Here is a 20,388-nt window from a genome sequence, read left to right as displayed (position 1 = left end):
CATCGGCATACACAACACCCTCCATCAGGCGTTGCTTAGACCGATGGACTCCGCCTGGGTTCTCCACTTGCGTACGGGTGGAGAACCCACAACACCGATGGAGAACCCCAGTTGCCGGGGGCGTTAGAGGGCGAGGAGGCGGGTGCCGTTGGTGTGGCAGACGGCTCGGAGCCAGGGGTCGCCTAGGTTCAGGGATTCCAGGGAGGTGAGTTGGACGGCGTACTCGTAGGGGATGTTCGGGAAGTCGGTGCCGAGGACGATGCGGTTTTGGAGGTCGGCGAGGCGGGGGATCAGGTCGCGGGGGAAGGGCATCATGGCCTCGACGAATGGGGTCAGGGCCATCGTGGTGTCGAGGTGGACGTTCGGGTACGACGTGAGGGCCAGGTGTTCCGCGTATTCGGGCATGCCCAGGTGGGCGATCACGGCCGTCAAGCGTGGGTGGCGGCGGAGGACCTCGCCGATCGGGCCGGGGCCGGTGTGCCGGCCGGGGATCGGGCCGGAGCCGCAATGGACGACGACTGGGACGCCCGCCTCGGCCAGCTGACCCCAGACGTCGTCGAGTTCGCCGGAGCGCGGGTCGTAGTCGCCCACCTGGACATGGACCTTGAAGATCCGCGTCCCCAGCTCGAGGGCTTCGCGTACGTAGGCAGCGGCCGATGGTTCCGGGTAGAAGGTACCGCTGGTGACGCACCCCGGGGTGACGGCGGCGAAGTCGCGCGCCCAGGAATTCAAGGACGCGGCCATCCCGGGCTTGTGTGGATAGACCAGCGCCGGAAACGCCCGTACGCCCAATGCGTCAAGGGTTTTCAGCCGTTCCTCGACCGACGTACGGTACGTGACCGGCCATTCCGTCCCGTAGTGCTCGGCCGCCTGGTCGAAGTACGCCCAGACCGCGTTCATCACCCGGTCCGGCAGGAAATGCACATGCACATCCACCAAACCGTCGATCCCTAGCCGCCGCCACCAGGCCGGTACTTCCGCGTCACGCACTCCTCTAGCCTGCCTGATCCGCGAGCCAGAGGTCCGTCAGCCCCTTGAAGTGCGCCAGGAACTGCTCCTGCTCATGCGCCGGGTACGTGGCGGCGACCGTTTCGCGGAGCAGCCGTTCGAAGTCCGGGCCGGCCACCCAGTCGCGGACGCGGAGATCGAAATCACCCAGGTACGAAGCACACCACTCCTGGTACTTCGTGGTCTCGAAGTGCTCGTCGGCCAGCGCCAGGTACGCCTTGAGTTTGGCGTCGTAGTCGAGCGAATCGTCGTCCGCGATCGCGAAGTACCGCTCCATCTTCAGGTCGATCGTGCTCCGCCGGCCGGTCGCCAGCGAGAACACCGACCATTTCACCAGCGCGCTGATCGCCCACGGGAAGTAGTAGTGCAGCGAGGTGAGGGCGACGTCCGGGCAGGCGTTGGCGTAGTCGATCGGGTGCACCGAATCGCCCTGCACCAGCATCTCGCACGAGTTGAACTCCCAGCCGAAGAACGCGTTCACGATGCGGCTGATCGCGACCGCCTGGTGACCGGCCGACGGGGACAGGAAGTCGTGCGAGACGGCGTACCGGTTGTGCATCGGCTCGTCCGGCCGGAAGTCCATCACCATCGTCTCGGCGCCGATCGACAGCGCGCGGGCGAACTTCTCGTACTCGATCGTCGCTTGCAGGTGCATCAGCATCTCGCCGGACGCGTCGTACGCGCGATGCAGATCGTCACGATCCCTGATCCGCGAAACCCCGCGCCAGCCGCCGCCGTCGAACGGTTTCATGTACAGCGGGTACCCGAGCTCTTCGGCGATCGCATCCAGGTCGAACGGACGGTTGTACGTCGCCGAGGTGTACGCCCAGCGCACGTTGTCGACCGGGTTCTTGTACGGCACGAGCACGGTCCGCGGGATCTTCAAGCCGAGCCGGAGCATCGCGCAGTACGCCGAATGCTTCTCCATCGACTGGAACGTGAAGGGCGAGTTGAGCAGGTACGTACCGTTCATCAGCGCGGCCTTCTTCAGCCATTCGCGCGGGTGGTAGTACCAGTACGCGAGCCGGTCGATGACCAGGCCGACGCGAACCGGATCGTTCAGGTCGAACGGCTCGATGGTCAGCCGCCGGGAGCCGAACTCGTGCTCATGCCCGTCGGCCAGCCGAACCGGCCCGACCCGCTGCAGCAACGCCTCGAACGCCCGCGGCCAATCCTCCTCGGCCCCCAGCAACAAACCGATCAAATGCCGCGAACGATCAGCCACGTCAACCTCCGTACGTCGAACGTCCTTCGAGACTAAGGACCTTCGCCCCGAAGCGCACCACCAAGCCGGTCGCGCGCGGTTCACCCGAGCGGCACGAAGACCGGTTATGCTGCCCGCCCCGACCAGGAGGCTGACCTGACCGACGATCACCTCGACCTGCGCAGGCCACCGGAACTTGCGCAGGTGGCCGAGCTTGCCGGCCGTCGGACCGCTGCGATCCGTGACCTGCAAACCCTCCGCGGGTTTCGCAGACACACAGTCCGGATCAGTCAGCTCACGCTCGCGATCGCCGGCATCGGTGTCACCAGCTTCCTCTGCGCGGCGGTCGTGCTCCTCAAGGACCTGTTCAGCCAACCGGTCGCGGACCAAGCGGCGATGCTCACCGGCTTCGGCGCAGTCGGTGCGGGGATGATGCTGGCGGCTGCGGCAGTCCACCGCCTGCTTGGACGCAGACTGCATCGGGCGTATCTCCGCGGCGGCTGGGTCGCGGTGCAGGCGCCGACTGGCTACGTACTGGACGTCACCGGTGCCTCGTCGGTCGTGTACTTCGGCCCGCTCGACACGGACGCGAGCGGCCGGATCATGCTCGTTTCCGCGAAAGAACAGCAGCCGGCTGATTTCCTCCGCCCGCTGGCTGCCGTACGCCGTCAGCTCGCCGGTTTGACCGAGCTAGAGCGCGACCGCCTCGGTGAGTCGATCCGCCGCGCCGGACTCGCCAAGGCCCCGCCCGCCAGTGCGTTCTTCCCGGACGCGGCCGGTTGCCTGCTCGGCGCGCCCGGCCGCCGTACGGACCTCGCCGTCGTGGTCCCCGTCGGCACATCCCACCGCCTCTTCCCGCTCCGCCGCCAGACGATCGGCTAGCAGAACCGTGGCAGGTGGCGCGCGAGCTGGAGCCGCCACCAGGGCCAGTCGTGCGCTACGTCGTACCCCCACAGGTCCAGCTCATGTGGAATGCCTTGTTTCTCCAGTACGGCGGCGGTGGCGCGGGCGGACGGTAGTGAACCGGTCGGATGGGACTCCCAGTCACCCTGTCCGACCGTCAGCAGGATGAACAGGCGGCTCCGCAAGTACTCGAGGTGATCGCCGGACAGGTTCGGCAGGTAGTCGGCCGGGTTGTTGAAGTACGTGGCGTCGCCGCGTTCGCCCCAGGCGTGCCAGCTGGCCGCGTCGTAGTTCCCGGACTGGCAAATCGCGATCGGGAACAGGTCGGAGCGTTTGAACGCGAAGTTCAGTGCGTGGTACGCCCCGAGGCTGCAGCCGGTCGTGATGATGTCGCGTACGCCCGGCGAATCCGCGGCGATCTTCGGTACCACCTGGTTGACGATCCAGGACTCGTAGAACTCGTGCCGCCGCGCGCGTACTTCCAGCTGGATGCTGCGGTCGGACCAGCTGACGTGGTCGTAGGAGTCGACGCAGTACAGCTTCACCCGCCCGGCCTCGATCAGGCCCGCGACCGCGTCGACCATGCCGTTGTTCTCGTAGTCCCAGGCGCGCCCCTGTTCGCTCGGGAAGACCAGCACCGGGCGGCCGAAATGCCCGTACCTGATCACCGTGCCGCGGCGGTCAAGCCCCGGCGCCTCCAACTCGACCTGCACTCGTTCCATCCGCCCCACCCCAGGTCTGCCGCAGTAGTTCAGTGAGCTCAGGATCCAGTACATCCCGCCAGGCTGTGAAGTTGTGCATGTCGGGGGTTTCGCTGAGCGTCGCGGTCAGCCCGAGTTCGGCCAGCCGCGCGGCGAGTACGCGGTTGTTGTGCACGTTCTCCTCGGTCGTCCCGGCCGTCATCCCGATCAGCGGCGTACTGGGCGCGGTGGTTGCCGTCAGCACCTCCGCGACGAAGCCGCTGACCTGGGCGAAGTACTCGAACCGGGACTCCTGCGGATCGGTCTCCGGCGTGAAGAACGACCCGGATTGCAAGAACAGGCCGGCGAACGTACCCGGGTGCTTCCACTCCGCATGCAACGCCGCGAGCGCGCCGAGGCTCGCGCCCATCATCACCGGTCGGCGGCTCGCGTACTGCGCCTGCACCGCGGGCAGCACGTGCCGCGTCAGCGCCTCGGCGTACTGGGGGTTCGCCGCGTACCAGAGGTTCCGCGAGGTCGGATGGATCAACGCCAGCCGGAACGGAGGCAGCTTCCCGTCCGTGATCATCGCGCCGGCGTAGTGCGTCAGACCCGCGTACGCGGCGAACTCGGGCCCGTCGTGCGCGAGCAGCAACGGGAGCTCGAACGCCGGCGCGATGCCCTCCGGCGCCCAGACGTGTACGTCGACCGGTCCGACCGGGGAGTCGACCGTGAGCGGAGCGAGCGTGGACGCGATCGGCGGGACCGTGATCCAGGCGGGCTCCACATACCCCGGCATCGGGAGCCACGAATGGTCGCCGAACGCCCCGCCGACCACCCGCGGGTTGGTCGGATCGGTCCGCATCCCGAGGTCCGCGATGTCGAACAGGTACTCCATCCGTCGCACCGACGGCCGCGGCAACCGCAACTCCCAGCCGAAGTCCACCGGCTTGAACTCGAGCACCTCAGCCGGCAACCCGAGCTCCTGCCACAACCGCACGCCCGCGAACGCATGCGCGGAGTCACCGAGCCGAAACACCACCTCGGCTCCTTCAACTGCGCTGGTTCGTCCCGGCATCAGCCCACGGTACCGCCGGCTGCAGAACACTGACATCGGGTGACAGGTATCGGGATTAGCCTGCGGACGTGGCTGATCTTGCGGACATCCGGGCGGTGACGGCGGAGCTGCCGCGTAGCTACGAGGTGCTGGTCCGGGATCAGATCAAGTTCCGGGTCGGTCAGATCGTGTACCTGGCGGTGGCGGCTGACGAACAGAGCATCGGGATCGGGTTTCCGCGAGAAGAACGCGCCGCCGCGCTGGCCGCCGAGCCGGAGAAGTTCTTCCCGCCGCGTCCGTCCGACGAACGCTTCCAGTGGATTCAGGTCCGGCTGGCGGCGCTCGATCCCACCGAACTCCGCGAGCTGATCCTGGACGCCTGGTCCATGTGCGTCCCGAAGAAGGTACGGGCCGCGTACTTCGGCGACAGCTGATCCCGGTAGCGCTCACGGACCGCTGTCGTGGTGGTACGGACAGCGGCTAAGTTTGGCCCCTTCGACCGCACACGCCCGTGCGCCCTTCCGCCTCGAGCGGTGGTCGCCGAAGTGAGGGAGCTGGGGGACAGGACATGGCCGACGAACGTCGTCCGCCGCAGGGGTTCGATCGGCTGGTTCGCGAACTGGGAGCCGTGTACCGGCGGCGCAGCCTGACCCGGAAGCGCAGCCTGACCCGCGCGCGGCGATTGCCGCTGCCGCGAAGGCACTTGCGGGACGAGGCGCTGCCGATCTTCGCCTGCGTCGAGGACCCGCTCGACCTCGGCACCCCGGACCGGACCGCGAAGCCGGGCCAGCACGCCCTGCCGGTCGTGCTGGCTCTGCTCTCCGACCACCTCAAGCCCGCGGGCGAGTCCGCGCCGCAACGACAGGTGCCGCACGCGGTCGTGCCGCTGGAGGACAAGTCACCGGCGGATGGGCCGGACGCCGCTTTGAAGGCGGTGTCGTTCGACGACCTCGGCGAGCTGGTGAAATTGCTCGATCGGGCAACAGTGGGACTGAACGTGAGCCTGGCCGGTGGCTACGACTTCGCGCGCTACGACCTGGTCCGTTGGCTGATGCAGGCCTCGTTCCCGGACACGAAACCGCGCCGGCGGACCCAATTGCGCCGGGCGCTGTACCGCCGAGCGCTCGGCGGCGGCTCAGGTGGAGAGGACCAGGCCGCGGATGGGCTGTTGGCGAAGCTGCAGGACCAGCTGCCGTCCTGGCTCCGGGTGCTGTCGCTCTGGCTGATCCCCGCGTTCTTCTGGCTGCGGCACAGCGGCCGGGTTCCGGTGCTCGGCGGCCCGTACCGCTGGCTGCGCGGCCAGTCGTACGTGCCGCGCGGGGACGACGGCTTCTTCGACCTCGGGCTGAGGCTCACCGCGGACCACTGGGACGAGCAGGATCCGGAGTGGCTGGCCGGGTTGCTGGTCGGCGCGTTCCTCGAGGATCTGCGGTCCGGCTTCCGTCCGGCGGTGTGGTTCGGGCGGTACCGGGCGACGCATCCGATCCTGATGGTCGGGCCGATCAGCCGGACCAACGGTGGTTACCTGCTGGTGCGGATGGTGGCCGCCGTACGCAACGACACCCAGCGGTTCGATCCGCTGCTGCTGGTCACGGCCGGGCGCAAGGTGCCGCCGCTGGCGGGCGAGCCGGAGTCGAGCCCGAACGAGAGCCTGGCCGAGTGGCGGGCCCGGCAGCATCGGGAGAGCCTGCGCCGGCGGATTGGCGCCTGGTTGCTGATCTTCTCGATCGGCTCGCCGCGAGTGAGCCGCCGGCCGCGCCGGACCGCGCCGCCGGCGGTGCAACCCGAGCTGCCGGACCGGCTGGAGAACGTACCGGGTCCGCTGCTTCGGAAGCCGCAGGGCCGGTGGCCGGTCCTTGCGCTCGTCCTGATGCTGATCGCGGGCAGCTACCTGGGGTTCGGCGTACTGCAGGATCGCCGGCACTGTGGTGGTGGCGAACTCAAATGGCAGGTGTACGAGTCGGCGACCGCGACCGTTACCAAGGTCGACGGGGATTGCGTCGGGGTCACCGACGGGACCAACGCACTGCTGTTCCCGAGCCAGTCGTTCGCGCCGGTGCGGGCCAAGATCCTGGAGCAGAACAAGCGGGCCGCGGAGCTCAGCCAGGCCCAGCCCGAGCGGCCGGTGGCCACGCTGGTCTTCATGGCCTCGGCCGACGACCGATCGCTGGATGCCGGTGTCTTCACCGCGGAACGCGAACAGCTCGCCGGTCTGGCCGTGGCTCAGGCGGTCCAGCTGAACAAGCCGGAGCAACGCTACGAGCCGATCCTGCGGGTCCTGATCGCGAACGCCGGGCCGCGCTTCAAGCACGCCGCCCGGGTCGCGGAGCAGATCGGCCGGCTCGCGGCCGGGGATCCGACGATCGTGGCGGTGGTCGGGATGACCGAAAGCCGGCGGTCCACGCAGGAGATGATCCAGCGGCTGGCCGCGGCCGGGCTGCCGACCGTCGCGGCGACCCTGACCGCCGACTCGATGGTCGACGTCAGCCGGATGTACCTGCAGGTCAGCCCGCAGAACCGGCGCGAGGCAGCCGTCGCCGGAGCCTACGTCCGGAAGCTGCTCGCGACCGGCAAGGACCCGTTCGGGCGGCCGCTCGAACGCCGGGCGACCGTGTACAAGTCCGACGACCCCAATGACACGTACAGCCAGAACCTGGCCAAGGACGTGCAGCTGGAGTTGACCGCGGCCGGCGTGCCGGTGGTGCTGACGTCGTACAGCCCCAGCGGCGGGGAGCTCGACGCGAACCGGGCCGGGCGGGATGCCTGCGACCGGCGCGGGATCGTGTTCTTCGCCGGGCGCGGCCAGGTCGACTTCGAGTCGTTCCTCGGCGGGGTGCAAGACCGGTGCCGGGCCAACGCGCCGTACATCCTGGCCGGTGACGACGTCACCAAGTGGGCCGCCGATCGGTCGGTGAGTGCGCGGAACCGGTCGGTCGCCTTCCAGTACCTGGCGCTCAGCCTGGCGCCGGACCTGCTGGCCGCCGCGCCCCCGGAGTCGAGCGACTTCTACGCGCGGCTGGCCGACCTGTTCCCGTACGAGACGACCGATCGCGGGCGCAGCCTGGACGGGCACGCCGCGCTCAGCTACGACGCCGCGTACTCGGTGGTGCTCGCCGTCAGCTACTTGCGCCGGGACAGCATCGCGGTGAACGGCGGTACGGTCTGGTCCGCGCTGCAGTCGATCACGGACGCGGCCGGCGCACAGCGCGCGTACCAAGGTGTGACCGGGCGGATCGACTACGGCGGCAGCGTGCTGCGGCGGGTGCCGGTGAACAAGCCGGTGGCTGTGGTGACCTTTCAGAATGGGCGGCCGGTGCCGGCCGCGACGGTGGTCTGTGGTGCCCGGGCCGGGTCGCCGGCGTGGTGCCCGGTCGACGCAGCTCCACCTGGCTGAAGGTCGGGACCCTTAGCTGAAGGTCGGGGCCGGGGGCAACGGGGTCATCCTCAGGTAGTACTGCAGAACCGTCCTGAAGGCCGATGGGTACGGCGGTTCCGCGAGGGACTCTTGAAGTATGACCGGGGACTTTCTACCTCGACGCCGGCAGGCGTCGGTGCTCAGCCAGGCTTTGACCGTGGGGATTCTGCTTGCCGTGGGGGCGGTCGGGCTCTGGTTGTTCCTCTAGCGTTCTTCCTTGGGCGCCCGCACTAGGAGTCCCACCGCACATCCGCTTCGCCCGGCCGGACGACGCCGGCCTCGTACGCGACGACTACTGCCTGGACGCGGCTCGACAGGCCGAGTTTGGACAGGACCGAGCTGACGTGGGTCTTGACGGTCGTTTCGCTGACGAACAGCTTGGTGGCCAAGTCGCGGTTGGAGAGGCCGCGGGCCATCCAGACCAGGATTTCGCGCTCGCGTTCGCTCAGCTGGCCGAGCAGGCCGACCCAGCGCGCGTCGGGTGGGGCAGCCGCCGTTGTTGCCGTACCGCCGACTTGGCGTTCGAGCTCCATGCAGCGCTCCAGGAGGACGCGGGTGGAGGCCGGGTCGACGAGCGAGTCACCGCGATAGACGGCGCGGACGGCCGAGACCAGTAGGTCCGGGTCGGTGTCCTTCAGCAGGAAGCCGGATGCTCCGGCGCGGACAGCCGCCAGTACGTACGCCTCGTCGTCGAAGGTGGTGAGGACGAGTACGGCCGGACGCGCGCGGCCGGATTCGCGCTTGGCGGCGGTGATGCGCTCGGTGGCGACCAGGCCGTCCATCACCGGCATCCGGATGTCCATCAAGACGACATCCGGGTCGTACTCGTCGATCAGCCGCAGCGCCTCCGCACCGTTCTCCGCCTGCGCGACCGTGGTCAGATCCGGTTCATGATCCAGAATCATCGCCAGCCCCATCCGGATCACCCCCTGGTCGTCCACCACCAAGATCCGGATCGCCCCACCCTCCGTACCGGCCTCCCCACCGGCTCCACCCGTTTCTGGGGCTGCGTCGGCGGGGCCGTTCAGTTCTGCGGCGGTAGCCATGCTTGTACTCTCCATCCACCCAGGGGGCCGGCCGCGACGGCGAGGGTGCCGCCGACCGCTGTGGCCCGTTCCCGCATCCCGATCAGTCCGTTGCCGCGGCCGCTCGCGCTCCGCCGGGCGGTTTCCAGCACGTTCACCGGCGGCGGCCCGCCGGTCCCGTTGTCGTCGATGGTGAGCAGCTCGCCCTGCGGTCCACTCTGCCAGGTCACCCGCGCCGCGGTCGCCTTCGCGTGCACCATCACGTTCGTCAGCGCCTCCTGGATGATGCGGACGGCGGTCAGATCGGTCGCCGTGGTCAACTGCCGCTGTCGCGGCGGCAACTCCATCGCGACGTCGATCCCCACCGCCTTCAACCGCTCACCCATCCGCGCCACATCCCGCAAATCGGGCACCGGCGCCCGCCCACCACCGGAATCCGCCCGCCCGGGACCGACCCCGCCCACCGCGGCGCCGCCCGCCGCGAACCCGCCGCCGGCGCTGCCCGCCCCGCCGGCACCGTCCGGTCCGCTGCCGGGTGACGCCGTGTTCAGCACTCTTACTGTCTCTCTCATTGCGGTTAGCGCTTCCTTGCCGCTGGCAATGATCCAGCGGATCGCCTCGCGCAGTACCTCCGGACGCTGGTCCGCGACCCGATCAGCCGCCTGCGCCCGGATCACCACCGCGCTGACATGGTGCGAGATCACGTCGTGCAGGTCCCGCGCGATCCGGGTCCGTTCCGCGACCACGGCGCGCTCCGCCTCGACCGCGCGCAGCCGGACCAGCTCCGCGTTCCGCTGTTCGAGCAGCGCGACCGACTTCCGGCGCCGCCGCGAGTCCGCGCCGAGCAGCACCATCCCACAGATCAGTGCCTCCGCGAACACGAACAGTGACACATCGATGTAGCTGTACAGACTGCCGATGTTCCGCGGCAGGCTCTGGTACCGGTCGCCGCGGAGCACATCCCGGTTCACATGGCTGAGCACGATCGCGACCACGGTGGGCAGCCCGATCATCAGCGCGGCCAGGCTGCCCATGGTGAAGAACAGGCAGGTGAAGCGGCGTACGCCCGCCGAGGCCGCGAGATAGCCGACCACGAGCAGCGGGACGAGATGGATCTCGGACTGCAGCGCGGCATCACTGATCTCCGGCTGACCGAAGATCGTCAAGCCGAGTTGCGCGGCCAGCCCGGTGCCGACCGCCGCGTACACAAAGGGGTACAGCACCGAGACGATCACCAGCATGATCCGCGGGATCCGCCGGACGAACGCGACCGTGCCGACCAGGAACACCCCGGTGACGACCGATACGGCCGGGTTGTGCGGGCGCAGCCCGGTGCCGTTGATCAGATTCAGCGAGACGAACCAGACCAGCCCGATGACCGCAGCAAGCAGCACATCCTGCTGCCCCTGCGACAATCGACGCCAGATCCCGACCATGTCGCCCAGCGTAGTCAGTCCGTGTTTCCGCAAGCTTCATCTGCGCGGAGGGGTGTGCTCTCCAACTTTTGGAGGAGGCGCAGCGTCCGAACTGATACTCAGGGGCTACTTGTGGTGGGCAAGGACGGTCCCTGGGACCGATGCGCCGCCGTTACCAATCCGAAAGGCTGTACCCCATGAGTAACCCCCTGCCGCCACGTCGATCCGGCCTGGCGCGGACGCGATTGCTCTCTGTGATCGGGGTCGTCGGGGTGGGTTTGGTCGGCGGATCGCTGCTGATGTGGCACGCGCAGCTCGGGGAGTTCTTCGGGCTGGCCGCGGACAAGGAGCCGGTGGTTTCGACGGTCAGTGCGCCCGCGGTCGGGGCGCCGCTCGCGAGTACACCGGCGACCACGGCGCCGGAGCCGACCCGCAAGCCGACGCGTACGCCGTCCACCTCGCCGAAGACGACGGCGACGACGGGGAAGCCGGAGCGCACCGAGACCACGACGACCGACAAGCCGGCGGTGCGTGAGGAGAGCATCCAGGGCCTGTCGCCGAAGCTCCGGTCGCGGCTGAAGAAGGCGATCGCGGCCGCGGACCGGGACGGTGTGACGATCCGGATCACCTCCGCGCGCCGCAGCACGACCAAGCAGCAGCGGCTGTTCGACGAGGCGCTGCAGCAGTACGGGTCGTACAAGCTGGCGACCCGCTGGGTGCTGCCGCCGAAGTACTCCGCGCACGTGCAGGGCAAGGCCGTGGACATCGGCCCGGCGGCCGCGATGACGTGGCTGAACCAGAACGGCTGGCGGTACGGCGTGTGCCGCCGGTACGACAACGAACCATGGCACTTCGAGGCGCTCACCGCGCCCGGCAAGAAGTGCCCGCCGCGCGAACCGCACGCGGTGGCCAAGACCGACTGACCAAGGGGGATTTCCGATATGACCATGACCTACGCCCAGCCGCTGACCCGGCGCTACACCCGCGCCCGGCTCGCCGTACCCAGCCTGTGGCGGCAGGTGATCCGGACCAGTGACAAGGGAGAGCACCCGATGGTGGGCGAGCCGGACCGGTCCGCGCACACCCAGCTGGAGATCTACGACGGCGTCCTCGCGGCCTTCGAGCGACGGGACGACGTGGCGAAGGTGCTCCGGGCGTCGGCGGATCGGGAGACCGCCGTACGCCGGTTGCGCGCCGAGTTCGGCCTCAGCCAGCTGCAGGCGACCGCGCTCCTGGATCTGCCGCTCACCACCGAATGCCGCGACCGAATCGCCCACCGGGCCGAGGAACTCCGCACGGCTCTGCACCGCTGAGCTGACCTGTACCGGGCGATCTCGCGCAGCAGGTGTGCGCCGGCTCAGGTACGGGGATCAGGCGCCGAGTAGGTGGATGACTGCGTCCGCGTACGCCTGCTCGGCGTCCGGTGCGGTGTGGGTGGTGTCGAGCAGGACGACGCGGTACCCGTCGGGGACTGTCTCCAGCGCGCGGAAGTGCGGGCCGAGGAGCGTACGCAGTTGCTCCTCGCGCGGCAGCCAGATCACCTCGCGCTGCTCGATGCTGTCCAGGGCCCATTCGGTGGTGCCGTTGAAGCCGATCACCTTGCTGCCCTGGTAGTCGTGCACCTCGACGGTCATGTCGCTCACCACGAACACGTCCTCGTCCATGTCCCGGTCCGGTACGACAAACCGATCCCCAGCCACCGGGTCCCACGACACCCCGGCCTTACGTAGTCGCCCGGCCTGCTCGATCGTGATCACGTACCCATCCTCCCCACGCGACCCAAACCCCGCAGCTCCCGGCGCGCCGTACCGCACTGCCCCGGACCGGACCGCTCCGGCTAGGGCGTGGTCTGGCGCCAGTACTGCTTCTTGTCCTTATCCTTGACCGTGTAGCCGAGCTTGGTGACTTCGGCGCGGAGGTCACGGAGGTCGGCCTTGCCTTTGTCGCCGTCGTCGAAGGCCTTCGCCCGTACTTTGAGCACGGCGTTCACGGCCGGTGGCAGTTCCGGGTCGTCCTCGATCCAGCGGCGGAACGCCGACTCGTGCGGATCGCCGGCGTCGGACCACGGGTACCCGTGCGCACGGAACGCCCCGGGGATCTTCTTCGCCTGGGCCCTCAGCTCATCGTGCTTCTCCCGGGCGAGCTCGCGTGACGTCGCGTCCTGGAGGACGATCTCCTTACCGTCCAGGAACGCCACCGACACCTTCTCCCGCGGCACCGTCACGGTCTTCTGCTTCTTCAGGAACTCGACCGACTGGTTGGTGATCGTCACCCTCAGGATGTCGTCGAGCGCGATCGCCGCCAGCAGCAGACCGCCCAGCAGACCGAGCACCACGCAGATCACCACCACCCACCAGCTGTCCCACGCGGCGACCAGCTTCAGCGGGCCTTGGAACGGCACCCATTCCCGCCCGGTCGCCCAGTGCGCGATCCGCGGCAGGAAGAACCCGAACGCCAAACCGGCCAGCGAGAGCCCGCCGAACAGCATCACCTTGTCACCGGCCGAGTGCCCGATCACGGTGCGCTCCGGTGTCCCAGTCATCGACCCCATGATCCGAACGTAGTGTGACCGGCCCGGTACTTTGGTATCGATGCAGCGAACCGAAGGACAGGACGTAGAGATGTACGTACCTGCTCCGCGCACGCTCAGCGGGTCCGGCCTGTGGGCCACCGAGCCCACCACCTCCTGTCGCTAGGTACGGTGCAAGGGTGGCTGAAGGAATACTGATGCCGGACAACGGCGGGGTCGGGCACTTCAACATCCTGCGTGGGCATCTCGATGGGCTTGGCGAGCGCGGGGTCAGCGGGGTGAAGGTGGTTGGCGACTTCGTTCCGAACTACCAGCAGGGTCTGCCGAGCGAGCTTGCGGTGGCGACGCTGTTCGATCCGACCACCGGCGTACCGCTGGCGGTGCTGGACGCGACGATGATCACCGCGGCGCGTACGGGTGCGATGACGACTGTCGGCGCTCGGTACTTGGCGCGGCGCGACAGCAAGGTGCTTGCCCACGCCGGCGCTCGTGGTACCGCCTGGTGGAACGTGACGATGCTTGATGATCTGCTCGACCTGGACGAGATCCGGGTGACGTCGCGGCGGCCGGAGTCGCGGGAGAAGTTCGCGGCCGAGTTGTCCGCCGAGCTGTCGACGCCGGTGCGGGTGTGTGCGACGGCCGAAGAGGCGTTCGATGGCGCGGATGTGCTCGTCGAGGCGACCAGGTTGACGGAGCCGGAGCCGCTGCTGCGTACGGCTGCGGTGCGGGCGGGTGCGTTCGTGGTGCCGTACGGGACGGTGAGTGCGGTTGAGCTGGATCTTCTGGACGTGATGGACAAGGTGGTCGTGGACGACTGGCGGGAGGCGCGGTCGGGGCGGTTCGGATCGTTGCGGCGGCACGTGGACAGCGGTCGGTTGTCGGAGGATTCCTTGTACGCGGAGATCGGCGAGATCGTCGCGGGCCGGAAAGCCGGCCGTGAAACTGCTACCGAGCGCACACTCTTCTGGCACCGCGGTCTGTCGTTGCTGGATGTGGCGATAGCCCACCTGATCTACACCCGGGCCCAATCCACCAACACCGGCACCATGCTCCGCTTCCACTGATGGGGAGCTCAGCTGGCGGTGAGCACCTCGCTTCCGCCCCGATCTCCGGGGCTGGTGGGTTCGCCGTGGTTGTGCAGGTGCCAGCGGAGTTGGACCCGGCCAGTGCAGCTCTGATCGAGGTCGCGCCTGAGTTGCTCGACCGGGTCGGCGCGGCTCGTTCGAGTGCGGTCGAAGCGCTTGCGGCCGGGCGGGCAGTGTACGGGGTCAACACCGGGATGGGGAAGCTCAGCAAAGTTCGGTTGAGTGAAGAGCAGCAGCGGGTACATCAGCGGAATCTGCTGCTGGGGCGGGCTGTTGGTGGGCCGCCATGGCTTGGGCGCGACGAGGCCCGCGCGGTGCTGATCGGCCGGCTTCGGACCTTTCTCACTGGGGATGCGGCGGTTTCCGTCGGTCTGGTGCAGCAATTGGTTGCTCTCATCAACAGTGGTCATACGCCGGCCATACCTGCTGAAGGTGCCGGTTCCGCGGGTGAGATCATTCCGCTCGCCCACGCGATGGCGCCCCTCGTCGGTGAAGGACAGCTCCTTACCTCAGGCTTGGAAGTGGTTGACGCAGCGGGTGTGCTTCCGCCGTTTGAGCTTGGGGTGAAAGAGGGGATCGCCTTGCTCGCGGGGATTCCGGGGGCAACTGGGCGGGCCGCGCTGCAGGTCGCGCGGGTGCGAACCTTGGCTGATCGGTTGACCGCGGTAGCGGCCGCCGGTATCGCCGTGATCGGTGCGAACCGCGATCCGTACCACCCGCTCGCTGGACGCGCGGACGACCTGCTGACCGCCGAACTGACCCGCATCCGCGAACTAGCCGGCCCGGAAGACAATCCGGCAAGCCTCCAAGCGCCGGTCTCGTTCCGCGTCGCCGGGCACGTGATCGCGCACGAACGCCGCGCCACCCAGCACCTGGACGAAGCCGTCCAACGTGCCTTCGACGGCGTGACAGACTCCCCGGCCTACCTGAACGGCGAATTCGTCGGCACCGCGGGCTTCCACGGCCTCGACCTCACCGCCCACTGCGACCAACTGACCGCCGCCCTGGCGCACGCGGCCGAAGTCTCCGCGGCTCGCCTGCACCGTCTCCTCGACCCGTCCGTCACCGGTCTCACCGCCCAACTGGCCCGCGATCCAGGACCTCAAGCCGGCCTGGTCGCGGTCCACAAACGCGCCGTCGCCAGCACCCACCAGCTCCGTCGCCTGACGTTGCCAACAGCAATCAATACCGTTGAGACGTCCAACGGTCAGGAAGATGTCCAGACGTTCTCCTGGGAAGCCGTCGGCAACCTCGCCGAAGCAATCCGGCTGACCCGCGAGACAACCGCCTGCGAACTCCTCGCCGTACGCCAAGCCTTCGCCCTGTCACCCCGCCATCTCCCACCGGGACTGCAGGGCTTGATGGATGAGGTCGACGCCGTCGTACCCCCGATCAACGCCGACCGCCCCTTCGGCCTCGACCTGACCAACCTTCTCAGCGAAGTGCTCTAACCTGCCAATGCATCCTTCAACAGGGGTACGAGTTTTGGCAGCGCGTACTTGATCCCCAGCGGCCCACCAATCGACATCGCGCTGGAGAACTCGCCACTCGGCGTGAGCGTGTTGATCACCGGCGCACCACCCCAGTACGCGACATGTCCCGCCTTCACCGCCGGCAGCGCATTGAACAGCTTGTCCTTGGTGACGGCCGGATCCAGCTTGCCCGAGCTGTCCAGCGCGGCCAGGAAGATCACGTCGGCGTTCAGTTTGGGCGTCAGCTCCGGCGAGATCTTCACGTAGAAGTCGCCGTTCTCCATCGCGTCGATCTGCGGATTGGTCTTGAAGCCGAGCGCGGTCAGCAGTCGCATCCGCGGGTCGGACGGCAGCCAGGCGTTCATGCTGTCGGCGGAGTACACCCCGGCGGTGATGACCTTGCCGGCGAACTCCGGGTTCGCCTTCGCGGTGTCGGTGAGCAGCGTCTCGGTGTCCTTGACAACCTGATCGCCCGCTGCGGTGGTCCCGGTCGCCCGGGCGATTTCACGGACCTGGTCCTGCCAGCTCACCCCGTACACGTTCTTCGTACCGGCCGGTGCCGCGATCGTCGGTGCGATCGCGTTCAGCGTCTCGTACTCCTTCTTGTCGTTCTTCGTGTTCACGTACAAGATCAGGTCCGGCCGCAGCGCGGCGATCTCCTCGTACTTCGGCTCGCCCGCGTCGATCAGTTTCGGCGCCGTACGGTCGCCGAGCGCGGCTTTCACCCAATCGCGCAGTTGCGGGTTGCCGAACCAATCGGCGCCCGCGACCGGTGCGACGCCGAGGGCGATCGACGCCTCCAGGTCACCGCCGCCAAGCGTGACCACCCGCTGCGGTTTGGCGTTGACCGTGGTCGCCCCGAACAGATGGTCGATCGTGACCGGGAAACCGGCGCCGGAGCTCGCGGTGGAGTTCTGGGTGTCGTCCTGACCGCAAGCGCTGAGGCCGAGGCCCAGAGCGAGAACGGCGGCCGTGACGGACCGGATACGGGACAAGACCATGGCGGTGGTTCCTCCGAACAGGCAACGAATGTAGGTAAGCCTAACCTGACTTATCGGCCTCTTGTCTTCGGGTTGATCGAAAAAGCCGCCGCGACCCGCCCGATTGCCCGGAAGCAGCAAGTAGCCTGCCTTCGGTCTGGTCGTTGGCCTGGGAGAGTCCCCGGCGAAGTGGAGGAGTCTGATGAAGCGGTTCGTGGTTCCGCCGAACTGGCCGACCCCGCCGCGGCGCAGCTGGGTCCCGCCGAAGACGTGGCGCCCGGACCCGTCCTGGCCGCCGGCGCCGGAGGGCTGGCGATTCTGGGTCGACGGCAAGGGCAACCCGGTCCGCGGGCCGTTCGGTCAGTACGGCGCTCCGTCCCGCCGAGTCGTGTACGCGGGCGCCGGCGCGCTCGTGCTTTTCCTCGGAATCAACGTCTGGGCGTTGTCCGCGATCGGCCTCTTCGACGGCAAGTCCGATGACACCGCGGCGGTGAAGTTCCTCGACGACAAGTCACCCAGTCCGGCCCCGGCGACCACGCCGACGACGCCGCAATCGACCGTCACCCCGCCGAAGCTGCCGCCGACCGTCCCGCCGACCCAGCCACCCACGGTCCGGCCGACCCAGCAACCGACCCAGCAACCGACGCACCGCCCGACGGCGACCCGCACTTCCGAACCCAGCGACCCGAAGCCGACCCGCACAACCACCACAACCAAGCCCTCGAAGCCGGCCAAGCGCCCCACCCGTCGCCCGACCGCGCGCCCGTCGACCCGCGAAGAGCTGATGCGCCAGTACTGCATCGACCGCGGCATCGACCCGTCCTGGTGTGACCCGTCCCGCTGGCAGTCCCCGAACTAGACGATGTTCTGCTCGCTGCGGACCTGAGCAGAACGGAAGCGGTCGGCGCTGAGCGGTCCGATGTCCACGGGCGGCGTACGTCCGAGGTACAGGTCGCGGATCGTCTCACCGACCGCGGGGCCTTGCAGGAAACCATGCCCGGAAAAGCCTGTGGCGTAGAGAAAACGCGCCATGTCCGCTTCCCCGATCAGCGCGTTGTGATCCGGCGTCACCTCGTACAACCCGGCCCACCCGCCGGTCATCCCGACGTCCAGCAGGCTGGGCGCTCGCCGAGCCATCGCATCGATCAGCCGTGGAATCCACGCGTCTGTCCGCGCCACGTCGAAGCCAGGTACCTCGTCCGGATCGGACATCCCGACCAGCAGACCAGGCCCTTCGCGATGGAAGTAGAACGTGCTGCCGAAGTCGATCGTCATCGGCAGATCGGCGGGCAGGTCGGGAATCCCTTCAGTGACGACGATCTGGCGCCGCAGCGGCGTGACCGGAAGCTCGACGCCAACCATCGCGCCGATCCGCCCAGACCACGCGCCGGCCGCGCAGATCACCGTGCTGGTGCGGATCGTGCCGAGGCTGGTCGAGATCGCAGTGAGCTGGTTGCCGACGGCATCGATCGCCAGCACCTCGCAGCCGGAGATCAGTCGCGCCCCAAGCCGGCGGGCGGCCGTCGCGTAGCCGAGGACGACGGACTCAGGCGTACAGTGCCCGCCGGTCGGTGAGAAGCAGGCGCCGACCAGCCCTTCCGGAGCGACGATCGGCGCGAGCGCGACCGCTTCGTCCACGTCGATCATCCGCGTCGGCTGACCGAGCGAGTTCTGCAACCGCGTGCTCTCGCGGAACAGCTCCAGCTGCTCGGCCGTCTCCAGCAAGAAGAGATAGCCGACCGTCTGCAGGTCGATCTCTTGCCCAGGGCGTACGCGGAACCGCGCGAACGCGTCCAGGCTGCGCGCCCCGAGCGCGATGTTCACTTCGTCGGAGAAGTTCGCGCGCACCCCACCGGCCGCCTTGCAGGTCGAACCCGAGCCGAGCTCGTTCATCTCCAGCAGCACCACCCGCTCGACGCCGGCCTCGGCGAGATGGAACGCGATGCTGGTCCCCATCACGCCACCGCCCACAATCACGACGTCGGCCGACTCCGGAAAGGCCGACCCCGGCAAGGGCGACTCTGGCAAGGGCGACTCCGGCAGGCCGGGCATCAGGGCAGCTCGTACGAGAGGTCTGCCTCCACTGTCTTCGTATCCATCTGGGCCTTCTGCAGCTTGCCAGAGTAATCCCAGTTCATCGACTGCCAACGGGTGAACTGATCCAGCACCCAGATGCCGCTCTGCCGTGACCCGTTGCCTGACTTCCCGTTCCCACCGAACGGCAGGTGCGCCTCGGCGCCGGACGTCGAGTTGTTCACACTCACCATCCCGGCCGAGATCCCCTGCGCGAACCGGAACGCCTTGTTCGGATCGGTGGTGTAGATCGAGCTCGACAACCCGTACCCAGACTCGTTGCCTAGCGCAATCGCCTCGTCGAGTTTGGCGTACGCGGTGACGCCGACGACCGGGCCGAACGTCTCGTTCCGGAACAGTTCGTCAGCGGGCCGTACGCCGGCCACGATCGTCGGGTGGTAGTACAACCCGTCGGCCGGATCACCGACGAAACCGGCGCGCGGGTTGTCCGCGGTGACGCGTCCGGTCGCGCCGATCACCTGATGGTGCGCCGCGATCCAGCCCAGCGACTTCTCGAACCCGGCGGCGAACTTCTCGTCCAGCAACGGGCCGAGCAGTACGTCCTTCGTTGGGTCACCCATCGATGCGTCGGCGGTCGCCCGGGCGAAACGGTGCAGGAATTCGTCGTACACGGATTGATGGACGATCGCCGTACCCAGCGAGGTGCACCGTTGGCCGGCCGTGCCGAAGCCGGAGAAGAGGGCGCCCTCGACGGCCAGGTCAAGGTTCGCGTCCTCGGTGATCACCATCGGGTTCTTGCCGCCGAGCTCCAGGCAGGGCGTCTGCAGGTGCCGCCCGCACAGCTCCCCGATCCGGGTGCCGACCGCGCTCGATCCGGTGAAGCCGACCTTGTTCACCAGGCCGGCCTGTAGTGCCTGCTCGAGACCGGCAAAGGTGTCCGGCCCGTCCGCGTACACGACGTTGAAGACCCCGGCCGGTACGCCGGAATGCGCGAAGATCTCGTAGAACGCATCAGAGACGACAGCGGAGTACTCGGCCGGCTTCCAGACCACGGTGTTGCCGCAGAGCAGCGCGGGCACGATGTACCAGGACGGGACCGCGACCGGGAAGTTGCCGGCCGTGATCACCGCGACCGTGCCCACCGGCCGGCGGAACGTGAACAGTTGCTTGTCCGGCATCTCCGACGGCACCGTCTGCCCGTACAGCCGACGGCCTTCGCCGAGGAAGAAGTCGCAGGTGTCGATGATCTCCTGGACCTCACCGCGCGCCTCGGCGATCGGCTTCCCGATCTCCTGGGTGACGAGCGCCGCGAGCCGTTCCTTGTTGGCGGTCATCAGCCGGCCGACGTTCGAGATCACCTGGCCGCGCTGCGGCGCCGGGGTCGCGGCCCAGGCGGGCTGCGCGGTCCGGGCCGCCTCGGCCGCCCGGACGAACACCTCCGGCCCGGCGCTGCCGACCGTTCCGACGACCTCGGTCAACCGGGCCGGATTGGTCGACGGCGTCCGCCGGACCACCTCCGCGACCCGCGTCCCACCGACCACTGACAACACGTCACCAGGCATCCGGCACCCTCTCGTCGT

At 68.4% G+C, this 20,388-nt stretch carries 19 protein-coding genes; 8 read left to right on the top strand and 11 right to left on the bottom strand.

The features are described 5' to 3' along the window. Positions 1-123: 123 nt before the first annotated feature. Positions 124-990 (bottom strand): amidohydrolase family protein, encoded by an 867-nt coding sequence (locus tag ABD260_RS36310; protein ID WP_344241325.1) that lies wholly within the window; start codon positions 988-990, stop codon positions 124-126. Between the two features lie 4 nt (positions 991-994). After that, positions 995-2,233, bottom strand: coding sequence for an ATP-grasp domain-containing protein (locus ABD260_RS36305; RefSeq protein WP_344241323.1), 1,239 nt, complete (start codon positions 2,231-2,233; stop codon positions 995-997). A gap of 183 nt (positions 2,234-2,416) precedes the next feature. Between ABD260_RS36305 and ABD260_RS36300 the strand changes: the two genes are divergently transcribed. After that, the gene (locus ABD260_RS36300; RefSeq protein WP_344241321.1) at positions 2,417-3,094 is read left to right on the top strand and encodes a hypothetical protein; all 678 of its coding nucleotides are present in this window, start codon (positions 2,417-2,419) and stop codon (positions 3,092-3,094) included. Here ABD260_RS36300 and ABD260_RS36295 read toward each other — a convergent pair. Beyond that, a complete protein-coding gene (locus tag ABD260_RS36295; protein WP_344241319.1) occupies positions 3,091-3,837 on the bottom strand; it encodes an esterase family protein in 747 nt (248 codons plus the stop codon). The two genes, ABD260_RS36300 and ABD260_RS36295, sit on opposite strands and share 4 nt — an antisense overlap. After that, a complete protein-coding gene (locus ABD260_RS36290) occupies positions 3,797-4,873 on the bottom strand; it encodes an alpha/beta hydrolase (RefSeq protein ID WP_344241317.1) in 1,077 nt (358 codons plus the stop codon). The genes ABD260_RS36295 and ABD260_RS36290 overlap by 41 nt, the downstream gene beginning before the upstream one ends. A gap of 68 nt (positions 4,874-4,941) precedes the next feature. Here ABD260_RS36290 and ABD260_RS36285 point away from each other — a divergent pair, with 68 nt between their 5' ends. Both ABD260_RS36285 and ABD260_RS36280 read left to right on the top strand, forming a co-directional pair. Beyond that, positions 4,942-5,286, top strand: coding sequence for an MmcQ/YjbR family DNA-binding protein (locus ABD260_RS36285; RefSeq protein WP_344241315.1), 345 nt, complete (start codon positions 4,942-4,944; stop codon positions 5,284-5,286). A 134-nt stretch (positions 5,287-5,420) separates the two neighbouring features. Then, positions 5,421-8,246 (top strand): ABC transporter substrate-binding protein, encoded by a 2,826-nt coding sequence (locus ABD260_RS36280; RefSeq protein WP_344241313.1) that lies wholly within the window; start codon positions 5,421-5,423, stop codon positions 8,244-8,246. Positions 8,247-8,497: 251 nt separating this feature from the next. On the opposite strand, the gene ABD260_RS36275 is transcribed toward ABD260_RS36280, so the two are convergent. Then, on the bottom strand, positions 8,498-9,313 hold the full coding sequence (locus ABD260_RS36275; RefSeq protein ID WP_344241311.1) for a response regulator: 816 nt from the start codon (positions 9,311-9,313) through the stop codon (positions 8,498-8,500). Continuing rightward, positions 9,292-10,728 carry a sensor histidine kinase gene (locus tag ABD260_RS36270; protein ID WP_344241309.1) on the bottom strand — a complete coding sequence of 479 codons (1,437 nt, stop codon included), beginning with the start codon at positions 10,726-10,728 and terminating at the stop codon, positions 9,292-9,294. The genes ABD260_RS36275 and ABD260_RS36270 overlap by 22 nt, the downstream gene beginning before the upstream one ends. A gap of 176 nt (positions 10,729-10,904) precedes the next feature. Here ABD260_RS36270 and ABD260_RS36265 point away from each other — a divergent pair, with 176 nt between their 5' ends. After that, complete coding sequence (locus ABD260_RS36265; protein WP_344241307.1) at positions 10,905-11,630, top strand: D-alanyl-D-alanine carboxypeptidase family protein; 726 nt, start codon at positions 10,905-10,907, stop codon at positions 11,628-11,630. Positions 11,631-11,648: 18 nt separating this feature from the next. Continuing rightward, positions 11,649-12,020 (top strand): hypothetical protein, encoded by a 372-nt coding sequence (locus tag ABD260_RS36260; RefSeq protein ID WP_344241305.1) that lies wholly within the window; start codon positions 11,649-11,651, stop codon positions 12,018-12,020. 57 nt (positions 12,021-12,077) lie between these two features. On the opposite strand, the gene ABD260_RS36255 is transcribed toward ABD260_RS36260, so the two are convergent. Together ABD260_RS36255 and ABD260_RS36250 are read right to left on the bottom strand one after the other, a co-directional pair. Next, complete coding sequence (locus ABD260_RS36255; protein ID WP_344241303.1) at positions 12,078-12,464, bottom strand: pilus assembly protein CpaE; 387 nt, start codon at positions 12,462-12,464, stop codon at positions 12,078-12,080. 80 nt (positions 12,465-12,544) lie between these two features. Continuing rightward, entirely contained in the window at positions 12,545-13,249 is a 705-nt protein-coding gene (locus tag ABD260_RS36250; protein ID WP_344241301.1) for a YqeB family protein, read from the bottom strand. A 167-nt stretch (positions 13,250-13,416) separates the two neighbouring features. On the opposite strand from ABD260_RS36250, the gene ABD260_RS36245 reads away from it, so the two are divergent. Together ABD260_RS36245 and ABD260_RS36240 are read left to right on the top strand one after the other, a co-directional pair. Next, on the top strand, positions 13,417-14,301 hold the full coding sequence (locus ABD260_RS36245) for an ornithine cyclodeaminase family protein (protein WP_344241299.1): 885 nt from the start codon (positions 13,417-13,419) through the stop codon (positions 14,299-14,301). Then, complete coding sequence (locus ABD260_RS36240; protein ID WP_344241297.1) at positions 14,301-15,773, top strand: aromatic amino acid lyase; 1,473 nt, start codon at positions 14,301-14,303, stop codon at positions 15,771-15,773. The genes ABD260_RS36245 and ABD260_RS36240 overlap by 1 nt, the downstream gene beginning before the upstream one ends. Here the strand turns inward: ABD260_RS36240 and ABD260_RS36235 are convergent. Then, a complete protein-coding gene (locus ABD260_RS36235; protein ID WP_344241295.1) occupies positions 15,770-16,795 on the bottom strand; it encodes an iron-siderophore ABC transporter substrate-binding protein in 1,026 nt (341 codons plus the stop codon). The two genes, ABD260_RS36240 and ABD260_RS36235, sit on opposite strands and share 4 nt — an antisense overlap. Positions 16,796-16,976: 181 nt before the next feature. On the opposite strand from ABD260_RS36235, the gene ABD260_RS36230 reads away from it, so the two are divergent. Next, the gene (locus ABD260_RS36230) at positions 16,977-17,633 is read left to right on the top strand and encodes a hypothetical protein (protein WP_344241293.1); all 657 of its coding nucleotides are present in this window, start codon (positions 16,977-16,979) and stop codon (positions 17,631-17,633) included. Here ABD260_RS36230 and ABD260_RS36225 read toward each other — a convergent pair. Both ABD260_RS36225 and ABD260_RS36220 read right to left on the bottom strand, forming a co-directional pair. Continuing rightward, on the bottom strand, positions 17,630-18,826 hold the full coding sequence (locus ABD260_RS36225; RefSeq protein WP_344241291.1) for an NAD(P)/FAD-dependent oxidoreductase: 1,197 nt from the start codon (positions 18,824-18,826) through the stop codon (positions 17,630-17,632). The two genes, ABD260_RS36230 and ABD260_RS36225, sit on opposite strands and share 4 nt — an antisense overlap. After that, complete coding sequence (locus ABD260_RS36220; protein WP_344241289.1) at positions 18,826-20,370, bottom strand: aldehyde dehydrogenase family protein; 1,545 nt, start codon at positions 20,368-20,370, stop codon at positions 18,826-18,828. The genes ABD260_RS36225 and ABD260_RS36220 overlap by 1 nt, the downstream gene beginning before the upstream one ends. Between the last annotated feature and the right edge of the window lie 18 nt (positions 20,371-20,388).

It is taken from the genome of Kribbella hippodromi (assembly GCF_039531045.1).
Lineage (GTDB): Bacteria > Actinomycetota > Actinomycetes > Propionibacteriales > Kribbellaceae > Kribbella > Kribbella hippodromi.
Note: the sequence above shows the minus strand (reverse complement) of the source record. Positions and strands in the feature narration are given on the sequence as shown.